We start from the raw sequence: 23,983 nt of genomic DNA, 5'->3' as shown, positions 1-23,983 counted from the left end.
GCCCCCCGCCCATCCCAACCCGCCGGCCCCCCCCCTTTTGGTGTAACCCGCCCCCCACACAAAACAAAACCATTTTTTCTTTGCATTCTTGACCCCCCCCCCCCCCCCCCCACGGACAAGATCATGCCCACCATGGCCAAGTATCCGTTCCAGCCCGTGCCCGTCAGCATGGCTGCCGCCTTGAGCCGGATCTGGCCGGCCCCGCCGGAGGTCGCGGCAACCATGAATGCCGCAGCAAGCACGGGCAATCCCGCACCGATCAGGATCGAAACCATGTGCACCACGGGCGCACGGCGGAACTTCAGCGCCTCGAACGCCAGGGCCGCTCCCGGGGCTTCCATCATTGTTCCTGCCCTTGTTCGTCGGATTCCAGCACCAGGTCGAAGAAGCGACGCTCGAGATCCACCGTCCCGGGCTGCAGGGTTCCGATGATCCTTCCGCGGTGCAGCACGCTGATCCTGTCGGCCATCCGGGCAACCTCGTCCAGGTGGTGGCTGGATACCAGGACGGCGGCACCCCGATCCCGGCAGGCATCCCGGAGCAACCGGCGCAGAACAATGACACCCCGGGGATCCAGCGCGTTGGTCGGCTCGTCCAGCACGATCATGCTCGGGGCATGCACCAGGGCAGCGGCCAGGCCCACCCGCTGCCGGTTCCCCAGCGACAGCGTGCCGGTCCGCTGGGCCGCATATTGGTCCAGCCCCAGGTCGGCGAGCGCCTGCCCGGTGGATGCGTTGGCGGCTTGCCTGTCCATGCCGTGCAGCCGTGCAGAGGAATGGACGTTTTCCCGTGCGCTCAGCTCCGGGTAGGCGAAGGGCGTTTCCAGCATCTGGCCGACCCTGGACCAGGGATGTTCGTCCGCCCCGGATACCGGCGACCCCGCAAGCATGACCGAGCCCAGGTCGGGCTTGAGCATGCCCAGCAGGATCCGCATCAAGGGCGTCTTCCCGGCCCCGTTCAACCCGACCAGTGCATGGATCTGCGACGGCTCCACGTCCAGGGACACGTCCTCGAGCACCGGGACACCGCCCAGGGTCTTGCCGATCCCCCGGGCCGTGATGCCCGCCGGCGCCGTCATCGCTCGCCTCGCGCGGCACTGTCCGATTCGCCCATCACCGCCAGGGCAGCGCGCATGCGCTCCCCCAGTTCCTGCCCGTCAGGTTCCACTGCCCAGTCCAGCAGTGCGGCCGTCAATCCTCCCAGGCACGCTCCGGCGGCGACCCGCGCCTCAAGCCGGACCGTTCCGGTTCCCGTGAGGGCTTCGACGATCAGGTCCTCGGTCCGGCGGTTGTTTTCCCGGATGCAGGCAGCAAGCCGGGGATGACCGGCTACCAGCCTGATCTTTTCCCTGGTCGCTTTGTCGCCGGTTTCGGGCACAGCGCCCCATGCTGCCAGCAGGCCCAGCCGGACGCGCTCCATCGCCGGGAGCCCAAGCGGCTGGGCGGCAACGATCGCCGCGATCGCCGGATCGTAGGGGTCGTCGAAGACCACCGCGTCCTTCGTCGGAAAATGCCGGAAGAAGGTCATCTGCGAAACCCCGGCAGCCTCGGCGATTTGTGCGACGGTCGTCTCGTCGAAACCCTGCCGAACGAACAACGCCATGGCCCGCTCCTGCAGGAGGGCCTTCGTGGCGGCGGCTTTTCCCATGCCTCGAATGTTAGTCTCTAACATTTTCCTGGACAAGGGTTCGGTCTTCACGAACTTGTTGCCCATCCGGCAGCGTGGGGTTGCTCCCGGAAAGACCGGCCGCGGCGGATACCCCGGGACGGTGCGCGCGGTCGGCAAGAGCAGGTGGCCGGAAGCGGAACGGCAGCACTCCCCTCCGAACCCCAACCGCGCCGACTGAAGCCAAGGCACAACATTGTGAGCCGAAAACCGTGTGACCTGCGGTCGGACTGACGACCTGCACCGCCGACCATCCGGCCACGGCCGCCCACCAGGGCCGGATGGATCCTTCGCCGAACCACTGACCATGATCGCGGCCTGGAAAAAAGTTGAAAACCATGGCTTCCGGGAGATGCAGGGGTACCTTGCCCCTTGGGTTCCGCCTACCATGAAAGGACCCGCAGGGGGGGCACGGCAATGCACCGCATGAGGAAATGCGGGGCTGCTGGGGTGGCGCTTGGGAATGCTAGAAGATGGTTCGGCGGCGGAAGGGCAGACAGGACGATCAAAGCCACGGCGTCCGGAATCGGCAAAGGCATCCCCATTTCCGTACGCAGCGAAATTCCCACAGCACAGGCCCGGCACCTGGGCATGGAATCACCTGCCCGAACCGGCAACCGCCTGCCACCAGCACGCCCACCCCTCCGCATGAAGGGGACAACGACTCAGCGACGGATTGATGGCAAGGATGCTGCAATCGGGGGTGCCCAGATTGCAATTGAGACAACCCATGAGGTCCGTTATGAGCGCTGAAAGGCAGAAACAGGAATCGACCGCGGAACCCACGGAGTCCCGCACGGCAGGGACACCAGCGGCCTCTTCCCCCACGCGGCGTGCCATGGGCGTGGATGTTGCCCGGTCTGTGGCGCTGATTGGCATGGTTGCCGTCCATGTCTTCCCTGCGGAGCACGTGGACGGGGCCATGAGCTGGCCCTTTGCCGTTTTCGGCGGAAGGGCCGCCGCCTTGTTCGCGGTGCTCGCCGGAGTGTCCATTGCCTTCGTTGAGAAAAGGTCCCGCGGCCAGTTCCACGGCCGCACGCTGGCCGCCGACAGGGCCGCCCTGGTTGTCCGGGGCCTGCTTATTTTGTTGATGGGCCTCCTGCTGGGCCACCTGGAAACCCCGATCGAAACGATCATTCCCTATTTCGGCATCCTGTTCATTCTGGCCGTTCCGTTCTATGGCCGTTCGTCACGCTTCCTGCTGATCGCGGCACCGATCTTTGCGATCTTCGGCCCCGTCCTCCGCCACCTGCTCAACGGCACCATTCCCGAGCAAGTCGATCCGGAGGCCGACTACACCCTGGTCACCGCGGCGCGGCAGCCGGTGCTGTTCATCCTCGATATGCTGGTGACCGGCTTCTATCCGACACTCCTGTGGATGGCATACCTCTGTGTGGGAATGGTCATCGGCCGACAGGTGCTGACCTCGAGGAAAGTCGCGCTCAAGTTCGTTGGTTGGGGTGCGGCGCTGGCCATCTCCACCTGGGTGCTTTCGAAGGTCCTTCTGGGTCCCGCCGGGGGCATGCAGCGTCTGGTCGAGGCGACGCCGTCACTCACCACGGAAGACATCGCCGAACAGCTGGCGTACGGCCCGGAGTCCGTCTTCATGCCGAATACTACGTGGTGGTGGCTGGCGGTCGTTTCGCCCTACTCCGATACCCCGCTGAACGTTTTGCACAATCTTGGCGCGGCCGTGGCCGCCATAGGCGTGGTCCTGCTCCTGACCCACTCCGGCAGCAAGGTCTTTTCCCCCTTTGCGGCGGTCGGGACGATGACACTGACCCTCTATTCGGCGCACTGCATCGTACTCATGCTCGAAGTCCTGGACGAGGAACGGCCGGTGGTATCGCTGTGGGTCCAGGTCATCTCATTCATGTTGTTCGCGATGGTGTGGCGCAGTTCGATCGGCAAGGGTCCGCTTGAAGCCATCATCTCCGAAGCCAGCGACTGGGTCCGCCAGCGGATACGGACACCCCGGGCGAGGCCGCGGACGGGGAAGCCCGTGGCGGATCAGGCCATGCCGGTGAGCATCGGGTTGAAAGCACCACTACGGGGTCCGGACGGAGCAGCATGACGAACGAGCGTCCCGCCGAATCCAAGAGACCGCTGGGAAGCTCCAGCCGAAAATGTGAGGTGGATAGACGATGAAAACACTGATAGTCGGGGCCGGAGCGACGGGCGGGTACTTCGGGACACGCCTGGCCCAGGCCGGCCGCGACGTAACTTTCCTGGTCCATCAGCATCGGTTCGACCAGCTGCGCAACGGGCTCCGGGTCTATGGACCTGGATATGACGAGACGGTACCCGTTCGCACCGTTACCGCCAGACAACTGGACGGCCCCTTTGACCTGGTCCTCCTGATGGTCAAGGCATGGTCCCTGGAATCGGCGTTGCGGGACATGGCTCCGGCCGTCGGGCCGGACACGACCATCCTGCCGCTTCTCAACGGCCTGGCCCACCTTGAAACACTCAACGAACGGTATGGCCGGGACGCCGTGCTGGGTGGAATTGTCCGCGTGGTGTGCACGGTGACTCCGGACGGCGCGGTGTTCCAGATGAAACCGCACGCATCCATGACCTTTGGCGCGCAGGACGGGAAGCCGACGGAGCGCATAGCGCGCATCGGCCGTGAAATGGCGGCGCCGGGTTTCCGCATGTCCATCGCCGAGGACATCCTGGCCTCCATGTGGCACAAATGGTCGTTCATCACCGCAGGCGGAATCATCACCTGCCTGATGCGCGGCACGATCGGCGACATCATTGCCGCCCCGGGCGGGAAGGAGTTCGTGCTGGACGTCATCGAGGAAACCGAACGGGTGGCCGAAGCGGCCGGATACACCGTCACGCCTGCCGCGCACGCCGCGAGCCTGGAGATGTTCACCGAGGAGGGCTCCGTTTTCACGTCCTCCCTCTACAGGGACGTGCTGGCGGGAACCTCCCACGAAGGGGAACACCTGCTCGGCCAGTTTGCCGCCGTCGCCGACAGGGTCGGCGTGAAAGTCCCGCTGGCTCGGTTGGCCTTGACCCAACTCCGGGTCCACGACCAGGCCAGACGCCGGTAGCCTTGGAGCTGGTCCGGACCCGGGGCCGGAGCATTGGCCGGCCCCCTTGTCCCCTGCTGTTTCCGGCGCACTTCGCGGCGCACCGGTTGAACCACAGGGCCCGCCACGCCAACTGCCCGCCCGAGACATACCGAAATCTTGAGGAAAGAGACATGACACAGACACCCATCGCCCCGCTGGACGGCGTGCGCGTCCTCGAACTCGGCAACTACATTGCCGCACCCACGGCCGCGCGGCTGCTGGCGGACTTCGGGGCCGAAGTGATCAAGGTGGAGCGGCCGGGCACCGGCGACGAACTGCGGAACTGGCGCCTGCACAAGGGCAACACATCCATGCTGTACCGGACCATCAACCGCAACAAGAAGTCCGTGGTGCTGGACCTGCGCACGGAGGCGGGCCGGCAGGCGGTGCTGGAGTTGGCGGCGAAGTCGGACATCCTTCTGGAGAACTTCCGTCCCGGCACGCTGGAGAAGTGGGGCCTGGGACCGGAAGTGCTCAACGAGGTGAACCCGGAGCTGGTCATCACCAGGATATCCGGGTTCGGCCAGACCGGGCCGATGTCCGGGCGGCCCGGGTTCGCCGCGGTGGCGGAGTCCTACGGCGGCCTGCGCAACCTGGTCGGGGACCCGGACCGCGCCCCGGTGCGGGTGGGTGTCTCGATCGGCGATTCCATCGCGGGCCTCTATGCGGCCTTCGGCTCGATGATGGGCCTTTTCCAGCGCGAAGCCCGGCGGGCGGCGTCGGGTTCGACGGTGGCGCTGCCGGAGCGGATCATCGACGTGGCCCTGAACGAGGCGGTGTTCTCGATGATGGAATCCCTGGTCCCGGACTACGAGGCGTACGGCGTGCTGCGCGAACGCACCGGCGGGCGGATGGAGGGCATCGCCCCTTCGAACGCCTACCTGTGCGGCGACGGTGCCAGCATCGTGGTGGCCGGCAACGGGGATTCCATCTACCAGCGCTACATGGAGACCATCGGCCGGCCTGAGCTGGGCGCGGACCCGGGGCTGCAAAGCAATGCCGGCCGCTGGGACCGGCGGGAGGAACTCGATGCCGCCATCGGCCAATGGGCCGGGCGGCGCACCGCCGCCGAGGCGCTTGAGGCGCTGGCCGCCGCGGGGGTTCCGGCGGGCCCGATCTACACGGCGGCCGACATCGTCGCCGACGACCAGTACGCGGCACGGAAAATGATCCAGAAATTCGATGTCTCCACCGGCGAGGAGATGCTCACCGACATCGGCTTCCCCGGGATCGTCCCGGTGATCGGCGGGCAGTCGCTGCCCATCAGGAACCTCGGCCCGGACCTGGGCGAGAACACGGAGGAAGTCCTGGGCGGGCTGTTGGGCATGGATGCGGACCGGATCAATGCGGCCACCGGCCGCGGGGAAGGAACCCAGGCATGAGTTTCGCCGTCGAACCACGCGCGGAGCTGCGCGACGTGACCCTGCGGGACGGGCTGCAGCTGACCGGCAAGGTGCTCTGCACCGAACGGAAGGTGGAGACGGTCCGGGAACTGCTGCGCCTGGGCGTGCCGTCCATCGAGCTCGGCTCGATGGCCCGCGCCGACCTGGTGCCGACGATGGCCAACACCCTTGAGGTCGTCCGCGCCCTGACGGCGGAGGAACTGGAAAGGTGCTGGATCTGGGTGGCGACCCCGGGCCACGTGGCCAAGGCCGCTGCGGCGGGTGCGCGGAACTTCCAGTACTGCCTTTCCGCGTCCGATTCGCACAACCAGGCGAACATCGGCCGCAGCACGGAGGCCAGCCTCGAGGCGCTGCCCCAGGCCGTGGAGCAGGCCCGGGAAGTCGGCGGCCGCATCCAGCTGTGCATTGCCACCTCCTTCACCTGCCCCTTCGAGGGTCACGTGCCCGAGGAACGGGTACTGTCCATCGCGAACGACCCGCGGGCCGAGGGCACGTGCGACATCGTCATCTGCGACACCCTGGGCCAGGCCGTTCCGGCGCAGGTCGCCAGCCTGGTCGGCCGGGTCCGCGACGAGTCACCCGCGCGGCGGATCGCCTACCACGGACACGACACCTGGGGCCTCGGAGTGGCAAACACGCTGGCCGCCATCGGCGCCGGGGCCACCCTGGTGGACGGGGCGCTGGGCGGCCTCGGCGGCTGCCCGTTCGCGCCCGGAGCCAGCGGCAACACCTCCACCGAGGACATCCTCTTCGCCACCCGCCCCGAGTGGCTGACCCCGGACGTCTTTGCCGGCCTGGTGCACCTGTCCGAAGGGCTGCTGGCGGAACTGGACGAACCCAACCGCTCCAGGGCGGCCCAGGGAGCCCGTTCCAGGGCCGCGGCCTTCGAATGGGTCATCGGCTCCGGGCCTGTGCCCGAGGGAGCGGGGCAGCCGGCTTAGGGGAAACGGCGGCCGGGCAGAAGGACGCTTGCGCCGACTGTTCCGGCATGAACGGAGGCCACGGAAAACCGGCCGAAAATCTGGTCCCTCGGCCACTGGCCAAGGACCTGCCAAGTTGTCTAGCCTAAAAAGGAATCTTGCGGGTAGGCCTAGATTCCCTAGGGGTCGATCATCGGTCGTTGGCATTCACAGAACGCCGTGGATGCCCGATTCACCTACGGGGCTGTTTGTTCCAGTCCCCCAACGCACCAGAGCCGGTGCCAGCCGTGCGCGTGATGAAGCGCTCTGAAAGGTCGTGGACTATCGTCGATCCGGTTATCCATGTGACGGCAACACCAAATGCCCGCAATACGGTTTCGATCGATGACTGGGCCTGGCCGCAAGATTCCGGATGGTTTCGAACCAGACTCCCGAACCGAATTCGGTGACAACGCACATATGAGTTCGGCCCGGATGCACAAGCATCCGGGCCGTGTCATTGTCCAGCGGCGCGCTACTCCGAACGACGGGCCTGGCGCGACCAGCGCACCAAGCCAATGATGAAGTTTCCCACCGAGTTCACGACGCCACCGGCAACGATGACTATCAGCAGCCAGCGCACGATCCAGGTATCGTTCCAATCGGTGAGCAGGATGACCAAGGCAAAGAAGGCAGCCTCCACGACACCCCACGCCAACTGGGTCTGCGGACGCCATGAGAAGGGGTTGAAGAACTTCTTGATGCCCTTGGCCTCGCGGGCGTCGGCAGCCATGCCGGCTGCGATCGACCCGGTGAAACCGCGCGGTTCCACGGCCACGGCCGATTCCGGAACCGGAGCCTGCTCCAAATAGTCGGCCAGCTCGGGCGGCTTGCCGAAGATCTGCAGCACGCGCTTGATCGCGTCGATGCTTCCGCTGCCGCTCAGGGCCCGGTCCAGCAGGCGGATTTGCTCGTCAGGGACGCCGAACTCGTGCAGCTCGGCGATGGCCTCGACGTCGGGCTCGGCCCATTCGCGCTGGAGGAACGCCGTGGCGTCGGCCGCTTCGGTCCCGGGCGCCGCGGCGATCACGGGCTCGACGGCAACCGACCACCCGTGGCCGAAGCCCGGGTAGCCGTGCAGCTTCCGGCTCTGTCCCTTGAACCAAAAGACCATGGAGAACCGCGGCCCCATGCGGCTGAGCATGATGGCCGGCGGCACGGACCTGGAGAGCATGATCTCGGGCATGTAGCCCTCGTGGACGGCAACATCAGACGACTCGGTGGAGAAGTACTTCCAGGCGGTCTTGGTGACCCCGGCAAACACCGCGACCTCGGATTCCTTGAAGGAACCCAGCAGGACCGAGCGGCCCCCGCGGACGTGTTCCAGGCGCGGGTCCTCGATGGGTTCCCCGCCCTCGGCGTCGGCCCCGTCGAAGTCGGCGAAGAGCGCCCCGGCGCCGCGCTTGAGCGCGATGGCAAAGCCCTCGATCTGCTGGCCCAGGCTGGTGTTTCCGTCCTCGCCGGCCATGACGATGTACCCGTCGGGGTTCACCGCGATGGCCATTTCGACGACGCTGAGTTCGCCCCAGGCCACGGGCGCGGCCAGCAGCGCAATGCTGCGGCGGGCGGCCAGCAGGTCGCGGACCCGCGCATGCGCGACGGCCCCGTCCAGCTCCTCGAAGATCAACGCCAGGGAGGCGATCAGCATTTCGGGCCGATCGCCTCCCTGGTTCCCCTCGGGACTACTTGCCAAGGAACTTCTCAAACCCCTTGGGCAGGTTCATGTCGGCCGGGTTGAATTCCTTGTTGCCCGCGCCGAAGGCGGCGCCGCTCGGGGCCTTCTTGGCGGCCGCGGCCGCGGCCTCCAGCTGGGCCGCCTTGGCCGGGTTGCCGAACTTCTGCTTCTTCTTGTTGGCACCCTTGGCCGCCGCCTTGCGGGCGCCGCCCTTGCCGCCGGGCATGCCCGGGATGGCTCCGCCGGAGGCCAGCTTCTTCATCATCTTCTGGGCCTCGCCGAAGCGCTCGAGCATCGAGTTGACCTCGGAGACGTGCACGCCCGAGCCCTTGGCGATGCGCGCGCGGCGCGAGCCGTTGATGATCTTCGGCGCGACGCGCTCGTGCGGGGTCATCGAGCGGACGATGGCCTCGATGCGGTCCATCTGCGACTCGTCGAACTGCTCGAGCTGCTGGCGGGAAATCTGGGCCCCGGGCATCATGCCCAGGATCTTCTTCATCGAACCCATCTTGCGGATCTGGGCCATCTGCGCCAGGAAGTCGTCGAGGGTGAAGTCCTCGCGGTCGGCGAACTTCTTCGCCATGCGCTCGGCTTCGCCCTTGTCCCAGTTCGCCTCGGCCTGCTCGATCAGGGTGAGGATGTCGCCCATGTCGAGGATGCGGCTGGCCATGCGGTCCGGGTGGAAGATCTCAAAGTCGTCGAGGTTTTCGCCGGTGGAGGCGAACATGACGGGCTTGCCGGTCACCGAGGCGACGGACAGCGCGGCGCCGCCGCGGGCGTCGCCGTCGAGCTTGGTCAGAACCACGCCGGTGAGGTCGACGGCGTCGTTGAAGGCCTGGGCCGTGTTGACGGCGTCTTGGCCGATCATGGCGTCGATGACAAAGAGGACTTCGTCCGGGTTGATGGCGGCGCGGATGTTCGCTGCCTGCTCCATCATCTCGGAGTCGATGCCCAGGCGGCCGGCGGTGTCGACGATGACCACGTCGTGCAGCTTGGTGCGGGCCTCGGCCACGCCGTCGCGGGCAACTGCCACCGGATCGCCGGTGGCTGCCTCGAACTCGGAGGAGACGCCCGGGTGCGGTGCGTAGACCGGCACGCCGGCGCGTTCGCCGTTGACCTGCAGCTGCTTGACGGCGTTGGGGCGCTGGAGGTCGCAGGCGACCAGCAGCGGGGTGTGGCCCTGGGCCTTGAGGTGCTTGGCCAGCTTGCCGGCCAGGGTGGTCTTGCCGGCGCCCTGCAGGCCCGCGAGCATGATGACCGTCGGCGGGACCTTGGCCAGGTTCAGGCGGCGGGTCTCCCCGCCGAGGATGCCGACGAGTTCCTCGTTGACGATCTTGACGATCTGCTGGCCCGGGTTCAGCGAGGCGGAGACCTCTTCGCCCAGGGCGCGTTCCTTGACCTGCGCCACGAAGGCGCGCACCACGGGAACTGCCACGTCGGCGTCGAGCAGGGCACGGCGGATCTCGCGAACTGTGCCGTCGATGTCGGCCTCGGACAGCCTGCCCTTGCCGCGAAGGTTCTTGAAGGTGGATGTCAGGCGATCGGAGAGTGAATTGAACACGTGCCGTGCACTTCTTTCGTTGTGGGATTCAGGCGCGGTCTAACCCGCTGGACTCAACATCCAAGATTACCAAGTTCACGAGCCACATTGTGCCGGACATGGCAGTCTTGTGGTGTGAAACTTGATTCAGGCACCGCAAACGCGGTCCATGTACGCACGTTGTTGATCCTCGGAGCCTCCGGCGACCTGACCGGAAGGCTGCTGTTGCCGGGCCTTGCGCGGCTCATCGGCTCCGGACGGGCGCCCGGGATCACGCTGGCCGGCGCCGGCGCCCCGGGGTACTCCCCCGAGCTGTGGGCCGAACGCGTCAAAACCGTATGTGACGCGGCCATGAAGGATGCGACGGAGGCCGGAAAGGCCGCACTGACGCAGGTCATTGCGACCACCTCCTACGCCGAACTGGACGTGACGGCCCCGGGCGAACTGGCCCGGCTGGTCGGCAGCCTCGAGGGGCCCGTGGCCCTGTACTTCGCCCTCCCGCCGGCCGTCAGCCAGCGGGCCTGCGAGGTGCTGGAACCCGGCGAGCTGCCCGAATCCACGCTCCTGGTCATGGAAAAGCCGTTCGGGTCCAACGAGGATTCGGCCCGCGAGCTGAACCGCACGCTGATCCGCCTGGTGCCCGAGCGGAACATCCACCGCGTCGACCACTTCCTGGGCAAGGGCACGGTGTTCAACATCCTGGGCCTGCGCTTTGCCAACCGCCTGCTGGAACCGCTGTTCACCGCCGAGCACGTGGCCAAGATCGAGATCTTCTACGACGAGGAGCTCGCCCTAGAGGGCCGCGCCGGGTACTACGACCGCGCCGGCGCGCTGCGCGACATGATCCAGTCCCACCTGTTGCAGGTGCTGGGGCTGCTGACCATGAACGCCCCGGCGACCCTGTACGAGCGCGACGTCCGCGACCACCTGGGCTCGGTGCTGCGCGCCACGGCGCTTGCCGGAACCCCGCAGGACTCGACGCGCCGGGCGCGCTACACCGCCGGAGCCTCCAAGGGCCGGCCGGTTCCCGACTACGCCAGCGAGTCCGGGGTCGATGCCCACGCCAGGACCGAGACGCTGGCCGAGGTCACGCTGAACATCAACAATTCCCGGTGGGCCGGCGTCCCGTTCATCCTGCGGGCCGGCAAGGCGCTGGGCCGGGTGCGCAAGGAGGCAATCGTGACGTTCCGCCCGGTGTCCCACCTGCCCAGCGGGTTCAAGGGCACCGACGAGCCGACCAAGCTCCGCATCGGGTTCGGGCCCGACACCCTGGAGCTGGACCTGGACGTCAACGGCCCGGGCGACCTGTACACGCTGGACCGGGTGACGCTCGGTGCGGAGCTGAACTCCCCGGACCTGCTCCCCTACGGCGAAGTGCTGCTCGGGGTGCTCTCGGGCGATCCGACGCTTTCGGTGCGCGGGGACACCGCCGAGGAATGCTGGCGCATCGTTGACCCGATCCTGGCCGCGTGGGCCGCGAACGAGGTCCCGATCGAGGAGTACGCCGCCGGCGGAAACGGGCCGCAAGGCTGGGAAACCAACTGCACCCTGCCCTCGCTGCAAGCCCGGGCATAGCCCCGCCGGCCGGGGCGTGGCGCGGTCGCTCAGGGCGCGGGGGAAAGCTCAAGCAGCCGGGTGACCAGCGCCCGCACCCGGCCGCTTTCCAGGTTCTGCGCAACGTGTCCGTCGCAGAAGCGCTCACCGCGCAACAGCCAGGTGAACCAGGTCGCCAACTCCTCCAGCGTGGCCCGGGCGATGGGCTGTTGCTGGATCCGCTCGATGTGCGCCAGGTAGTCGTAGTCGGTGCCGGCCAGCTCCTGGCCGGCCTCAAGCCCCGCGAACACGCGCTCGTCGTAGTCGGGGTAGCCCAGCGTGTGGACGCCGTCCTCGCGCACCGCGCCGCCGCGAACCGGCGTTTCGTAGCCGGCATCGAGCAACGCCGCCAGGGCGTGGATGGCGGTTCGGGGATCGACGCTCATGAGCGGCCTCCTGCATTTCGGAATGCGGCAAACAAGGTTTCCATGACCACAGTATTTCCGGTCGAGGGCCGCCAATGCCACACCGGCGGCGGCCGAGCGTGTCAACGCCGGGCCAACGCCGGCACGGATTCCAGGGTGAAATCCGTGCCGGCGCTGGCCACCTATTCGCTTAGCCCAGGTCGTTGCGCACGATCGCGCCCTGGGCGATCACCACACGCACCTCACTCAGAGCCCTGGAGGTTTCCAGCGGGTTGCGATCCAGCACCACCACGTCGGCGACGCCATGGCGCACAAGGCGCCCCACGCCGTCGCGCTCCACGCCCAGCAGCTTGGCCGGGGCGGTCGTGATCGACTGGAGGGCCTTCAGCTTCCCCAGCCCGGCCTCGGCCAGGGCGTCGGCCTCGTCGCCGATCGGGGTGACATCGGTGCCGAAGGAGTCGGTGCCGCCGATGACGGTGACACCGAGTTCATTGGCGGCGCGGGCGGCCGCGGCCAAGATCGGCCCGTATTCGCGGCCGCGCGCGGCCAGCACCGGATTGCCGGAATCGGCCATGCCGGCAATGCCGAAAAGCGTCGGGCTGAAGTACGTGCCCCGCCTGGCCATGCGCACCAGCGTCTCCTCGTCGACGAACACGCCATGCTCGATGCTCTTCACTCCTGCGGCCACGGCACCGGCGATTCCCTTGGCGCTGTAGGCGTGGCACAACACCCCGGCACCCTTGGCGGCGTGCACGATCGCGGAGATCTGTTCCTTGTCGTAGACCAGCTCGCGCGGATCCTGGTCCGGGATGCCGGCGCGCGGGTTGGCGCGGGTCTTGATCACGGTGGCGCCGCGCGAGCGGTTCACACGGGTCAGATACGCGAGGTCCTTCGGGTCCGTGAGCTGCCTGCGCCTGGCCGCCAGCGGCGCCAGGTCGGGGTCGGCCAGAATGGAGTCGCCCTGGTCAGGAGAAACGAACAGGCCTGCCGCGTGCATGCGCGGCGACAGGCCCGGGGCGTAGTGCGGCACACGCGCCAAAGCGATGTCCTGGTAGAAGCTGGACGAGCCGCTGCGGACCGTGGTGGCGCCGTGGCTGAGGATCAGGGCGGCGTCTTGGAATGTCTGGGCGTGCACGTGGGCATCGACGAAGCCCGGCAGGATGAACTTGCCATGCGCGTTGATGCGGGTCGCCTTGGCCCCGGCCTCGCGAACGGCCTTGCGGGTCTCGTCCCGCGTGCCGGCTGCCTGGACCATGCCATCGGCCAAAACCACGACGGCGTCTTCGGTGGCGTGCCCGGTGCCGGGGTCGATGAGCGTGCCGCCCTCAATGATGACCGCGCCCGGGCGCTCGCCCTTGCCGCGCTGCAACGGCAGGGATGCCGGCGAGGCAGCCGGCTCGGCGGCGATGGCTGCTGCCGGAAGCATGCCGGTCAGACCCAACCCGGCCAGCGCCGCGGCCCCGGCCAGCACATGGCGGCGTTCAAGCGGCCTGGACGGAACGGGACCGATGCTGTGGTCGTGCTCGCACATGGGTATCTCTGCCTTTCGTTGGGGATAGATCCGGCCCAGACTAGCGGAAATTCACACGAACTTCCATAGATGGGATACCAAACAATTGGACATCTTCTCGGCAAGCACTCGGACTGACGCCACCGTTAGCTCCAACCGGCATGGGAAATTGAAGCTGGCGCAGGATTGGTCACGGCCTGGCAATGACTCACCAACATGCCTTCGAGTCCAAGATTGAATCCCGAATTCGGGAACTGCCACGGTCACGAAAGCGAACCGCGTTCATAAAGGTTCAACCCCCAGAGACCGCGGGACGAACAGTTACAGTTCCGGACCGTCGGTGCCCGCGTCCGTTCCGGGGCTTGCCACCGGGCCGGACGCCGGTGCGGCGCGCCACGTCCCGCGCACCGCATAGCTGACCATCGCGTTGACCACCGCGACCGTCGGGACGGCGAACAGCGCCCCGGGGATGCCCGCCAGGTAAGAACCCGCGGCCACGGCAAAGACGACGGCCAGCGGGTGGATCTTCACCGCTGCGCCCATGGCCAGCGGCTGCATCACGTGCGCCTCGAGCAGGTGGACCAGCAGCACCCCGCCAAGCATGATCAGCGCCTGGACCGGTCCCACAAAGACAAGGGCCACCAGCACCGCCAGGGCGCCGGTGACGATCGCGCCGATGACGGGAATGAAGGAGGCCAGGAACACCAGGATCGCGATGGGCACCACCAAGGGCAGGCCCAGGAAGAAGGCGAACAGGCCGATTCCGATACCGTTCCCGGCGGCCACCAGGATCTGCACCCGCACGAAACTTGTCAGCGTGGTCCAGCCGGCCTTTCCGGCCCCGTCCACCGCGGGGCGTGCGCCCCGCGGAAAGAGCCGCACCGTCCAGCGCCACACGTTGGACCCGTCGATCAGCATGAAGATCGTGGCGAAGGCCGTCAACAGGGCACCCGCCAACACGTGGCCGGCCGTCTTGCCCACCACGAGGGCTCCGCTGAAGATCTCGTTCCCGTGCCTCTGGATCTCCTGCCCCAATTGCACCAGGAACGCGTCGAACTGGGCGCTGGTGAATTGCAGGGGCGACGAGTCAAGGTAGTCGCGGAACTGCCTGTAGGCCGCCTCCGAACGCTGCTGGACCTCCGGCAGGCCCGCACTGATCTGGGTTTCCACCAGCACCACCAAGCCGGCCATGGCCCCGGCCGCAACGACCAGCGCCAGGATGATCGCCAGCCACTTGCGCCAGCCGTGCGCCACCAGCCAATTGACCGGCGGCTTGAGGAAGGCGGACAGCAGCAGCGCGATCAGGAACGGGACGACGATTTCCTCGAGCCGGGCAACCAGGAACACGAACACCGCCAGCACCCCGATGATGCCCAGCACCCGCCAGGCCCCCTTGCCCACCACGTCGAGCCCGGGCGGAAGCGTCCTCCGGGTGCTTCCCTCGCGCGGCGGCAACCCGCCGCCCCCGTCCCGCTTCCCGCCCTGGCCTGTCGGTTGCATCCGTCTTCCCTTTTCCGGATCGGGCACCGGGGCCCGGATTCGCCGGTTCCGGAACACGCCCATGTGGGACGAATCTACCGCCGGGTTCTCGCCGGGCACCAGAGGGAACGGAGCCGGCTTTCGGCGCCGGACAAGGGCACGCTGCCCGCGGGCGGGCCTCGACACATTTCACGCCACGGTTTCCTAGTAGCCGCTCAATGCCAGAGTACCGACGGGTAGGGAATAACGTATGACGTGGATTACATGCTCCACTGGGCTTAGTCTTGGCCCAGTATCCGGAAGCTCCGGCGAGCTCGCCACACCCCCGAAACGAAGGCTCGATCTTGAACGGCAATGCAACATTTCGGCACAGCAATTCGGCCTTGCTGGCGATCACCAGCGTTCAAGCACCGGTGGTCCTCAGTTCCGCCGAGTTTGACGAACGGCTGGCCCCCAGCCTCAAGCGCCTGAAGCTCTCGCGCAAGCTCCTGGAACGCGTGGCGGGAGTCGTCGAGCGCCGCTGGTGGGACGCCGGGACAAGCTTCGACGACGCAGCCGTCGAGGCCGGCGGCAAGGCCCTGGCCGAGGCAGGTATCGAACCGGGCCAGGTGGGCCTGCTCATCAACACCTCGGTGACCCGGCGCAACCTCGAGCCCTCCGTGGCGGCAAAGGTCCACCACGGGCTCGGCCTTCCCTCCTCCGCCATGAACTTCGACGTGGCCAACGCGTGCCTGGGCTTCGTCAACGGCATGACGCTTGCCGCCAACATGATCGACGCCGGCCAGATCAAGTACGCGCTGATCGTCGCCGGCGAGGACGCACAACCCACGCAGGAAACCACGATCCGCCGGCTCAACGACGCAAACTCCACGCGCGAGGACTACCTGCGCGAGTTCGCGACGCTGACCCTGGGCTCCGGCGCGGCCGCCGCGGTCATCGGCCCGGCCGACGAGCGTCCCGGCGCCCACCGCATCCTTGGCGGGGTGTCCCGCGCCGGCACCGAACACCACGAACTGTGCGTCGGCGGCCCGGCCGGCATGTTCACCGACACCAAGGGGCTGCTGGACAACGGACTCAAGCTGGTGGTCAACGCCTGGGACGAGGCACACGCGGCGGGCTGGAACTGGAAGTCGATGGACCGCTACGTCACCCACCAGGTCTCCAACTCCTACACCAACGCCATCATCAAGGCCGTGGGCCTGGTCCGCGACCGCGTCCCCATCACGTTCCCGAAGTGGGGCAACGTGGGACCGGCCTCGCTGCCGATGACCCTCTCCCAGGAAGCCGCCACGCTGCGCCCCGGGGACCGGGTGCTGTGCATGGGCGTCGGTTCCGGGCTGAACACCGCCATGATGGAGCTTCTCTGGTGAACAGTTCCTTCCCCGGGGTCAACCCGGAGTGGTCCCGCCGCGTGGCGGTCCCCTCGACCTCAGCACCGGACGCCCCCGGCACCGAACACGACTGGCACCTGCTGGACAACGGCCCCCAGCTCGCATCACGCGGCATCACGCCGCGCGGCACGCTCCTGTGCGTGCACGGGAACCCGACTTGGTCCTTCCTCTGGCGCAGCCTGCTCCAGCACGTTCAGGACAACGATCTGCCCTGGCGCGTGGTCGCCGTGGACCAGCTAGACATGGGATTCTCCGCGCGCACCGGGGTGTTCCGCCGGCTCGCCGACCGGGTCAACGACCTGGGCGACCTCACCAGGGCCCTCGAACTGGACGGCCCCGTCACCACCGTGGGACACGACTGGGGCGGCATCACCTCCTTGGGCTGGGCCTTGGCACACCGCGACCGCCTCGCCTCCGTGGTGCTGACAAACACCGCGGTGCACCCCGCCGGCCACGACCTTCCCGCGGCCCTGCGCCTTGCCACCCACCCCGCAGTGCACGGCTGGGGCACCACCACTTCCAGCGCGTTCCTGCGCACGACGCTCGCCTTGGCCAAGCCCGCCCTGGACCCCGCGGTCCACGACGCCTTCATGGCGCCCTACCGCGGCGCGCAGCGCCGCCACGGGGTCGGCAACTTCGTCGCGGACATCCCCTTCGGCCCGGCGCATCCCAGCAGGCCGGCGCTGGACTCGATCGCCGAAGGCATCAGGTCGCTCGACGTTCCCGCCCTGCTGCTGTGGGGGCCCAAGGACCCCGTGTTTTCCGACCGGTACCTGCGCGACCTCATGGACCGGCTTCCACGGGCCTCCGTGCACCGCTTCGAGGGCGCGGGACACCTGCTGCCCGAGGACCGCGACGTCGCCGCACCCGTGTTCGACTGGCTCGCGGGGCACGCCGGCCAAACAGCCAAAACCGAGAAAACCGACGGCGATCCCGCAGCCGCGAAATACCTGCCCATGCTCGCCGAGCTGGACGGCCGGCGCAACGACCACACGCGAGCGGTGGTCGACATCAACCCGCCCAACTCCCTGTCCTGGTCGCAACTGGGCAACCGCGTGGACGCACTGGCCCGCGGGCTGGCAGGCATCGGGGTGCGCCCCGGAGACAGGGTCAGCCTGCTGGTGCCACCGGGGATCGAACTGACCACGCTGATCTACGCCTGCCTGCGCCTGGGTGCGGTGATAGTGGTTGCCGACGCCGGCCTGGGCACCGCGGGGCTGGGACGCGCCATCCGCGGCGCCGGCCCGCGCTTCCTGATCTGCATCGACCGCGCGCTGGCCGGGGCCCGGCTCTTCGGCTGGCCCGGTGTGCGGATCGCCGCGGGCCCGCTGCCCGCCGCCAAGCGCAAGCTGCTCGGCGTGGCACACACCGTCCCGGAGCTGCTGGCGGCCGGGACCCTGTCACCGGAAGCCGCCGACGTTCCCCCGGCCTTCGCGCCGGCCGACCCGGACGCCGATGCCGCGGTGCTCTTCACCTCCGGATCCACCGGCCCGGCCAAGGGCGTGGTCTACACGCACCGCCGGCTCGCCGCCATGCGCGACACGCTCAGGGACACCTACGGGCTGCGGGCAGGCTCCGGGCTGGTCGCGGGGTTCGCGCCCTTCGCGCTGCTCGGCCCGGCACTGGGCGCCACCTCGGTGACCCCGGACATGGACGTCACCTCCCCGCGGACGCTCAGCGCCGCCGCGCTGGCCGATGCGGCGGCGGCGATCGACGCCGACACCGTCTTCGCCTCCCCGGCCGCGCTGGCCAACGTGCTGGAGACTGCCGACGCCCTCGACTCGACCCAACGACGCTCGCTGGGGAACATCGGGATGCTTCTCTCGGCCGGGGCACCCATCCCCGAGCCCCTGCTGGCCCGGGTCCAGGACCTTGTCCCCGCGGCCCGGATCCACACGCCCTACGGCATGACCGAGGCGCTGCCCGTCACCGACATCGACCTGGACGGCATCCGCGCCGCGGGCACGGGCAACGGCGTCTGCGTCGGCACCCCCGTGGCGGGGGCCCGGGTGGCCATCGCCGCTTTGGCCGACGACGGCAGCGTCTCCGGCATCCCGTCCACGGACGCCGGCGTCAGCGGGGAAATCCTGGTGCGCGCCCCGCACGTGAAGGAACGCTACGACCGGCTGTGGATCACCCAGCGCGCAAGCTCCTCGATCCCCGGCTGGCACCGCACCGGCGACGTGGGACACCTCGATGCCTCCGGGCGCCTCTGGGTGGAGGGCCGGCTGGGACACATCCTGCGCACCCCCTCCGGCGTCACCACCCCGGTCGCGGCCGAACACGCGGCCCAGTCCGTGCCCGGCACCGGGCGGGCCGCAATCGTCGGCGTGGGCCCGGCAGGCACCCAGGTGGGCGTCGCCGTGCTGGAAACCGTGCCGCCGGCCCGCCGCGCGGCACCGGCCGGGCCTGAACTGGCCTCGGCCGTGCGCACCGCCGTCGCCGGGACCGGGCTGGACCTGGCCGCCGTGCTGGTGGTCCCGGCCCTGCCCACGGACATCCGCCACAACTCCAAGATCGATCGGACAGCGCTCGCGGCCTGGGCCGCGGACACTCTGGCCGGCGGAAGGATCCGGACCCCGTGAGCCGGACGCCCGCCTCCCGGCCCGCCCGCGTGCTTGTCACGGGCGCCAGCGGGATGCTCGGAGGCACGGTCGCCGAGCTCCTGCGTGCCCGGGGGCACCGGGTGCGCACCTTCCAGCGCCGACCCTCCGCCGGATCCACCGAGGAAGTGCTCGGGTCGCTGGATGACGCAACGGCCGTGCGCCGCGCCGTCACGGACATGGACGCCGTCATCCACCTGGCGGCCAAGGTGTCCATCACCGGTGCCTGGGACGAATTCGTCGCCACCAACATCACCGGCACCAACACGCTCCTGGAGGAGGCCCGGGCCGCCGGGGTCCGCGACCTGGTCTTCGTCTCCTCCCCCTCGGTCGCCCACTTCGGCGCGGCGCTGTCAGGCGCCGGCGCCGGGGTTGCGGACCCGGAGCGCGCCCACGGACACTACGCACGATCCAAGGCCGCGGCGGAGCTTGCAGCCCTGGCCGCCGACTCGCCGGGCTTCCGGGTCACGGCCATTCGGCCGCACGTGGTGTGGGGCCCGGGAGACACGCAGCTGGTCGAGCGCGTGGTCACCCGGGCACGGGCCGGACGCCTGCCCCTGCTCGATGCCGGGGCCGCACTGATCGACACCACCTACATCGACAATGCCGCGGAGGCGATCGTGCGCGGGCTCGAGCGCATGGAACACGCCCGCGGGCGGGCCCTGGTGGTCACCAACGGCGAACCGCGGCCGGTCGGCGAACTCATTGGCGGGATCTGCCGCGCCGCCGGGGTGCCCGCCCCCGCGTGGAGCGTCCCGGGATGGCTTGCCCGCGGCGCCGGATCGGTGATCGAGCGGGTTTGGACGGCGGCGGGGGCCAGAAACCTGGCCCACGGCGAGCCGCCCATGACCAGGTTCCTCGCCGAGCAGCTTTCCACGGCCCACTGGTTCGACCAGCGCCACACGCAGGCGGTGCTGGACTGGAAGCCGGCTGTCACCCTCGACGAGGGCCTGGCGCGCCTCGCCATGCACTATTCCGGGTCCAGCCCCTGGGTGGATCGCCAAGAACACTGAGCGGCTTGCGGCGCACTTTCCGGCGAGCGCCCGCCTGGTACGCGCACCATCCAGTGCGCGCCCCCATGGGGACTCCCACTGGGCAAAACCAGCTCCGGGACTGTTGCTTTGCTCCGAACGATGCTTACTCTTGGGAGCATCGGCATTCGTTCCTCGAAAGTCCCCCTTCCCGGAGAGGCTTGGCATGGCACAAGAGTTTGACCCAGGTACCACGGCAACCGGCCCAAGTCGGCCCGACCACGTACGTGCGGGGGCGCGGCCAGCTCTGATGGTCACGTGGTCGGTGGGTGAGACCTTTGGCGGGATGACGGCCATGTGCCTTAAGCGCGCAAGTCTCTTTCATGAACGAGGCGTCCCCAGTGCCGTCGTTTCATTTAGGCCTTCGCCGGAGTTCGCGTCCATTCGTTCCTCGCTCGTGGCCGCCAAGAAACTACATCCGGATGTGCCGATCATCAACCTTCACGAGTACTACGCTTCCGTAGTCGAAGAGCCGATGCCGGCGCGACCGGATCCCCAAGAACACAAGAACTTTAAGTGGAACCACCACACAACCACTCGACGCGAATCCGACGGAACGAACTTCTTTACGGACCATTCGTCTCGCTTAAATGAAGGCCTTTCGTACAGGGAGTATTTCCGTCCCGATGGAACCATCTATTTGACCGATTCGGTACTCCCGCTGGCAAGCAATCCGCAGAAAACGCACCGGGTCCTGCGCATTCTTGACCCGCAAGGCCTGGTCCAGGGCGAATTCGACGGTGCAAGCGAATTTTACAAGCATTGGTTGGCAAAGCTGGTGGGAGAGACGGAGACCGATGTCATCGTCGACAGCAAGTTCTCAGCGGGTTTCCTCTGGTCGTTTGAACACCCGATGGCCACGAAGTTCGTCAACTTCCACAGCACCCATGTATCCGCGGGCGCGAATCCTCTCACCGGAAAGCTCTCCGAGGCCCACCAGACCATCATCAGCAACAGGGAAAATTGGGATGGCATCACGTTTCTCACCAAGTCCCAGCGCCAGGCATTTGTGGAACGTTTTGGCGACCAAGGCAATACCGTGGTCATCAGCAACCCCGTGGATGGGCCCGACGCGATTCCCGACTTTGCGAAGCGCGACCGGACCAAGGTCTTGCATGTGGGGCGCTTCACCAAGGGAAAGAACGTTTCGGAGGTCATTGAAATCGTCCACGGCGTCGCATCCGGCGGCACACCCGTCAGCCTGGACCTGATCGGCGACGGCGGGCAGCACAAGGAACTCGCTGAATTGGTCCGGGACTTGGCGATGGATGACATTGTCCGGTTCCGTGGTCACATCGATACCGTGGAAAATGAGTTGGCCACGGCCAGGACGCTCATCCTCTGCAGCAAATTCGAGGGCCAATCCCTGGCATTGCTCGAGGCCCAAGCCTCGGGGTGTGTACCGGTTTCGTACGATGTGGACTTCGGACCACGCGACGTGATCGAACGGGGCGCCACTGGATTCCTGGTTCCGTTCCACGACCGCGAGGCTGCAATCCGTGCCGTGACGCAACTTCTGACCGACGATGCGTTATGCGAGGAGATGTCGCAGAACGCATTCAAAATGGCCACGAAATACAACAGCGACGCAATCTTTGAACAATGGATACAAGCTCTGGATACAGCCAGAGCCAATCAATCATCGCGAAAGGCCGTAGCAGGAATGAAAGCAAGGCTATCCGCAATTCGTTTCCGTCCGGACGGAACATTGGAGATTGAGATCGGAACCGAATTGGAGGGGCTTCAACTGGACGGGTTGGAGCTCGTGCTCTCCGAACGCGGGAATCCCGCTACTCCACCCGTGAAGTGCGTTCCGTTCAGAGAAACAGAAGACGGTTTCGGATTCGTTGTGCCCACGGATCTGCGCGCAAGGATTCCCGGCGACGGGCCGATTGACCTGCACGTGCGCTTTGAAACCGGCGGCATTGGCCGCACCGTGCGTTTGGGCGCCGACATGAAACCGGTTGCCTATCCGTTCATTACGGCCTACGGGAATCTCAGCATCAAGTAGACAACTATGGCCGCTTAAACCAATCAGGAGAAGAAGTGATAGCGCTGAGTGTCAATGACGGCCACCGCCGTCTCGTTCGACCACGTGCAGGTGGAGTCAAAGGACCAATGTGCAGACGCTGCTCGATTCATCGCCGCAGCACTTGGTTCTTCATCGATACCAACCAACGCCAAGCAACATTCCACAGCAATTTCCGGGACGGTTTAGCCAACAAGATCCGCTGAATCACTATCGCGCAGGAGCCTTACCGGCTTCAATGGTGACAGCAACCAACACAGACAGGCGGGACGCGTGAAAGACTGGATAGGAGAACGACTTTCGGCAATGATTTCGTCGTCAACCGGAGTAAGAATTCGCAGGTCGTTGGGCGTCGGTCCGGCACAGGTTGCAAACCACGAGTTGGACCAGGTTCACATTGCCGGAGACGTCATCGTGTATTTCAGCGATGTTCCCAATCGTGCCTACCAGCTTGAACAATGGTTGCCGACACTCGAAAATCTCAATCGGGTGCATCGTGTCGTGCTGGTCTTCCGCAAAGTTCAATCATTGCGCCATTTCCATGGTCAAACCAAGCTGCCGAAGATTTTCTTGCGTCGGTTCGATGATCTGGTCAACTTCTGCACCTTCAATGATTTCAAGCTCTGCCTGTACGTAAACAACGGCGTGGCGAATTTTCAATCGTTGAGCGTCCCTGAACTAGTGCACGTGCATGTCAACCACGGGGAAAGTGACAAGCTTTCCATGGTTTCCAACCAAGCCAAGGCATACGACAAGACTTTCGTGGCTGGTCCGGCCGCGGTAGAGCGGCATAGGGCTGTTCTTATTGACTTCAATTTAGACAGTCTGGTTCAGGTCGGCAGACCCCAACTGGACAGCTCATTCAAGTCGCCTATCCCCAAGTTTGCTGGAAGAACCGTAATGTATGCGCCCACGTGGGAAGGGGAGAACGATGCCAACAACTACACTTCGCTTGAAATCTTTGGTGAGCGCATCATCACGTCGCTCGTTTCACAGCCGAATACCCGGGTCGTCTACAAACCGCATCCCCGGATTGCCACTTCAACCGACAAGGCCATGGTCGCTGCGAATGCACGGGTGATCGAAATTCTGCATGAACACCATTTGACGGGTGGAAAGCACCTCGTCGACGATACCGACAACATCCTTGACCTGTTCGAGGGCATCGACGTATTGATCAGCGACGTATCGAGCGTTGGACTGGATTTCCTCTACCTGCATCCGGACCGACCCCTGCTTCTGACCGACCGCAGAGACAACGTGGACTTGCTGCATCGGGAAGTCCCGGTCAGTCGCTGCTGCCCCGTCATTACGAAATCCACAGTGGATCAGTTCCTGTTGAACCTCACAACGCACTTCGACGAGTTGGACAACTTTGAGGAGCACCAAAAAATGCGCTCCTTCTATTTCGGCGATCTCGAGAAGGGTCAGTCGACGGATGCCTTTATTTCTGCGGTCACCGATCTCATCGAAGAGCGCCAGCATAAGCTTGATTCCAAGGCACGGGGTTCGGCCGTTCCGAACCCCGAATGACCCATAACCGGCATTCACCACAGTTTCACGAACCAAGCAAGAGATGCCGTGTTGTCTCAGCCTTGAAGGCATCTGCCAGACTTCCTGGTCCAGGCCTGCGGCGGTGAGCTCGGCGCGGGCAATC

General features: G+C 66.6%; 17 protein-coding genes and 1 pseudogene. 10 read left to right on the top strand and 8 right to left on the bottom strand.

The genetic code is table 11. The features are described 5' to 3' along the window. The 3 genes and pseudogenes from ACIQLF_RS10440 to ACIQLF_RS10430 all read right to left on the bottom strand — a co-directional run. Nucleotides 1-344: pseudogene (locus tag ACIQLF_RS10440) on the bottom strand (hypothetical protein); the annotation flags it as partial. Then, nucleotides 341-1,078 carry an ABC transporter ATP-binding protein gene (locus ACIQLF_RS10435; protein ID WP_400297734.1) on the bottom strand — a complete coding sequence of 246 codons (738 nt, stop codon included), beginning with the start codon at nt 1,076-1,078 and terminating at the stop codon, nt 341-343. The gene ACIQLF_RS10435 and the pseudogene ACIQLF_RS10440, both read right to left, overlap by 4 nt. Next, nucleotides 1,075-1,647, bottom strand: a complete 573-nt coding sequence (locus ACIQLF_RS10430) for a TetR family transcriptional regulator (RefSeq protein ID WP_400297732.1) — start codon at nt 1,645-1,647, stop codon at nt 1,075-1,077. The genes ACIQLF_RS10435 and ACIQLF_RS10430 overlap by 4 nt, the downstream gene beginning before the upstream one ends. A gap of 760 nt (nt 1,648-2,407) precedes the next feature. On the opposite strand from ACIQLF_RS10430, the gene ACIQLF_RS10425 reads away from it, so the two are divergent. From ACIQLF_RS10425 to ACIQLF_RS10410, 4 genes are all read left to right on the top strand, one after another. After that, nucleotides 2,408-3,739 carry a heparan-alpha-glucosaminide N-acetyltransferase domain-containing protein gene (locus ACIQLF_RS10425; protein WP_400297729.1) on the top strand — a complete coding sequence of 444 codons (1,332 nt, stop codon included), beginning with the start codon at nt 2,408-2,410 and terminating at the stop codon, nt 3,737-3,739. Between the two features lie 70 nt (nt 3,740-3,809). After that, nucleotides 3,810-4,727 carry a ketopantoate reductase family protein gene (locus tag ACIQLF_RS10420; RefSeq protein ID WP_400297726.1) on the top strand — a complete coding sequence of 306 codons (918 nt, stop codon included), beginning with the start codon at nt 3,810-3,812 and terminating at the stop codon, nt 4,725-4,727. 152 nt (nt 4,728-4,879) lie between these two features. Then, a complete protein-coding gene (locus tag ACIQLF_RS10415) occupies nt 4,880-6,130 on the top strand; it encodes a CaiB/BaiF CoA transferase family protein (RefSeq protein WP_400297723.1) in 1,251 nt (416 codons plus the stop codon). Continuing rightward, nucleotides 6,127-7,092 carry a hydroxymethylglutaryl-CoA lyase gene (locus ACIQLF_RS10410; protein WP_400297721.1) on the top strand — a complete coding sequence of 322 codons (966 nt, stop codon included), beginning with the start codon at nt 6,127-6,129 and terminating at the stop codon, nt 7,090-7,092. Before ACIQLF_RS10415 ends, ACIQLF_RS10410 begins: the two co-directional genes overlap by 4 nt. A 493-nt stretch (nt 7,093-7,585) precedes the next feature. Here ACIQLF_RS10410 and ACIQLF_RS10405 read toward each other — a convergent pair whose 3' ends face one another. Then, a complete protein-coding gene (locus ACIQLF_RS10405) occupies nt 7,586-8,758 on the bottom strand; it encodes a hypothetical protein (protein WP_400297718.1) in 1,173 nt (390 codons plus the stop codon). 34 nt (nt 8,759-8,792) lie between these two features. Continuing rightward, nucleotides 8,793-10,346, bottom strand: a complete 1,554-nt coding sequence (gene ffh, locus ACIQLF_RS10400; RefSeq protein WP_400297715.1) for a signal recognition particle protein — start codon at nt 10,344-10,346, stop codon at nt 8,793-8,795. A gap of 114 nt (nt 10,347-10,460) precedes the next feature. Between ffh and ACIQLF_RS10395 the strand changes: the two genes are divergently transcribed. Continuing rightward, on the top strand, nt 10,461-11,900 hold the full coding sequence (locus ACIQLF_RS10395; protein ID WP_400297712.1) for a glucose-6-phosphate dehydrogenase: 1,440 nt from the start codon (nt 10,461-10,463) through the stop codon (nt 11,898-11,900). 29 nt (nt 11,901-11,929) lie between these two features. On the opposite strand, the gene ACIQLF_RS10390 is transcribed toward ACIQLF_RS10395, so the two are convergent. The 3 genes from ACIQLF_RS10390 to ACIQLF_RS10380 all read right to left on the bottom strand — a co-directional run bounded on the left by ACIQLF_RS10390 (nt 11,930) and on the right by ACIQLF_RS10380 (nt 15,293). Next, nucleotides 11,930-12,304 carry a DUF6508 domain-containing protein gene (locus ACIQLF_RS10390; RefSeq protein WP_400297709.1) on the bottom strand — a complete coding sequence of 125 codons (375 nt, stop codon included), beginning with the start codon at nt 12,302-12,304 and terminating at the stop codon, nt 11,930-11,932. A gap of 169 nt (nt 12,305-12,473) precedes the next feature. Continuing rightward, the gene (locus ACIQLF_RS10385; RefSeq protein ID WP_400297706.1) at nt 12,474-13,814 is read right to left on the bottom strand and encodes an amidohydrolase family protein; all 1,341 of its coding nucleotides are present in this window, start codon (nt 13,812-13,814) and stop codon (nt 12,474-12,476) included. Nucleotides 13,815-14,114: 300 nt separating this feature from the next. Further along, complete coding sequence (locus ACIQLF_RS10380; protein WP_400297704.1) at nt 14,115-15,293, bottom strand: AI-2E family transporter; 1,179 nt, start codon at nt 15,291-15,293, stop codon at nt 14,115-14,117. A 323-nt stretch (nt 15,294-15,616) separates the two neighbouring features. Between ACIQLF_RS10380 and ACIQLF_RS10375 the strand changes: the two genes are divergently transcribed. The 5 genes from ACIQLF_RS10375 to ACIQLF_RS10355 all read left to right on the top strand — a co-directional run bounded on the left by ACIQLF_RS10375 (nt 15,617) and on the right by ACIQLF_RS10355 (nt 23,859). Further along, a complete protein-coding gene (locus ACIQLF_RS10375) occupies nt 15,617-16,642 on the top strand; it encodes a 3-oxoacyl-ACP synthase III (protein ID WP_400297701.1) in 1,026 nt (341 codons plus the stop codon). Further along, nucleotides 16,636-19,248 (top strand): alpha/beta fold hydrolase, encoded by a 2,613-nt coding sequence (locus ACIQLF_RS10370; protein ID WP_400297750.1) that lies wholly within the window; start codon nt 16,636-16,638, stop codon nt 19,246-19,248. Before ACIQLF_RS10375 ends, ACIQLF_RS10370 begins: the two co-directional genes overlap by 7 nt. Then, nucleotides 19,245-20,279: an NAD-dependent epimerase/dehydratase family protein gene (locus ACIQLF_RS10365; protein ID WP_400297699.1), complete on the top strand. Its 1,035-nt coding sequence runs from the start codon at nt 19,245-19,247 to the stop codon at nt 20,277-20,279. Before ACIQLF_RS10370 ends, ACIQLF_RS10365 begins: the two co-directional genes overlap by 4 nt. 283 nt (nt 20,280-20,562) lie before the next feature. Then, nucleotides 20,563-22,308, top strand: a complete 1,746-nt coding sequence (locus tag ACIQLF_RS10360) for a glycosyltransferase (RefSeq protein ID WP_400297696.1) — start codon at nt 20,563-20,565, stop codon at nt 22,306-22,308. 291 nt (nt 22,309-22,599) lie between these two features. Beyond that, nucleotides 22,600-23,859, top strand: coding sequence for a CDP-glycerol glycerophosphotransferase family protein (locus ACIQLF_RS10355; RefSeq protein WP_400297694.1), 1,260 nt, complete (start codon nt 22,600-22,602; stop codon nt 23,857-23,859). The last annotated feature ends 124 nt before the right edge of the window (nt 23,860-23,983 follow it).

The sequence above is a fragment of the Paeniglutamicibacter sp. NPDC091659 genome, from assembly GCF_044756805.1.
Classification (GTDB): domain Bacteria; phylum Actinomycetota; class Actinomycetes; order Actinomycetales; family Micrococcaceae; genus Paeniglutamicibacter.
Note: the sequence above shows the minus strand (reverse complement) of the source record. Positions and strands in the feature narration are given on the sequence as shown.

What these genes read in the sequence shown, in the direction of transcription:
- ACIQLF_RS10410 (WP_400297721.1), top strand. Translation starts at nt 6,127, where the DNA reads ATGAGTTTCGCCGTCGAACCACGCGCGGAGCTGCGCGACGTGACCCTG.
- ACIQLF_RS10425 (WP_400297729.1), top strand. Translation starts at nt 2,408, where the DNA reads ATGAGCGCTGAAAGGCAGAAACAGGAATCGACCGCGGAACCCACGGAG.
- ACIQLF_RS10380 (WP_400297704.1), bottom strand. Translation starts at nt 15,293, where the DNA reads ATGCAACCGACAGGCCAGGGCGGGAAGCGGGACGGGGGCGGCGGGTTG.
- ACIQLF_RS10420 (WP_400297726.1), top strand. Translation starts at nt 3,810, where the DNA reads ATGAAAACACTGATAGTCGGGGCCGGAGCGACGGGCGGGTACTTCGGG.
- ACIQLF_RS10385 (WP_400297706.1), bottom strand. Translation starts at nt 13,814, where the DNA reads ATGTGCGAGCACGACCACAGCATCGGTCCCGTTCCGTCCAGGCCGCTT.
- ACIQLF_RS10435 (WP_400297734.1), bottom strand. Translation starts at nt 1,078, where the DNA reads ATGACGGCGCCGGCGGGCATCACGGCCCGGGGGATCGGCAAGACCCTG.
- ACIQLF_RS10430 (WP_400297732.1), bottom strand. Translation starts at nt 1,647, where the DNA reads ATGGGAAAAGCCGCCGCCACGAAGGCCCTCCTGCAGGAGCGGGCCATG.
- ACIQLF_RS10415 (WP_400297723.1), top strand. Translation starts at nt 4,880, where the DNA reads ATGACACAGACACCCATCGCCCCGCTGGACGGCGTGCGCGTCCTCGAA.
- ACIQLF_RS10405 (WP_400297718.1), bottom strand. Translation starts at nt 8,758, where the DNA reads ATGCTGATCGCCTCCCTGGCGTTGATCTTCGAGGAGCTGGACGGGGCC.
- ACIQLF_RS10390 (WP_400297709.1), bottom strand. Translation starts at nt 12,304, where the DNA reads ATGAGCGTCGATCCCCGAACCGCCATCCACGCCCTGGCGGCGTTGCTC.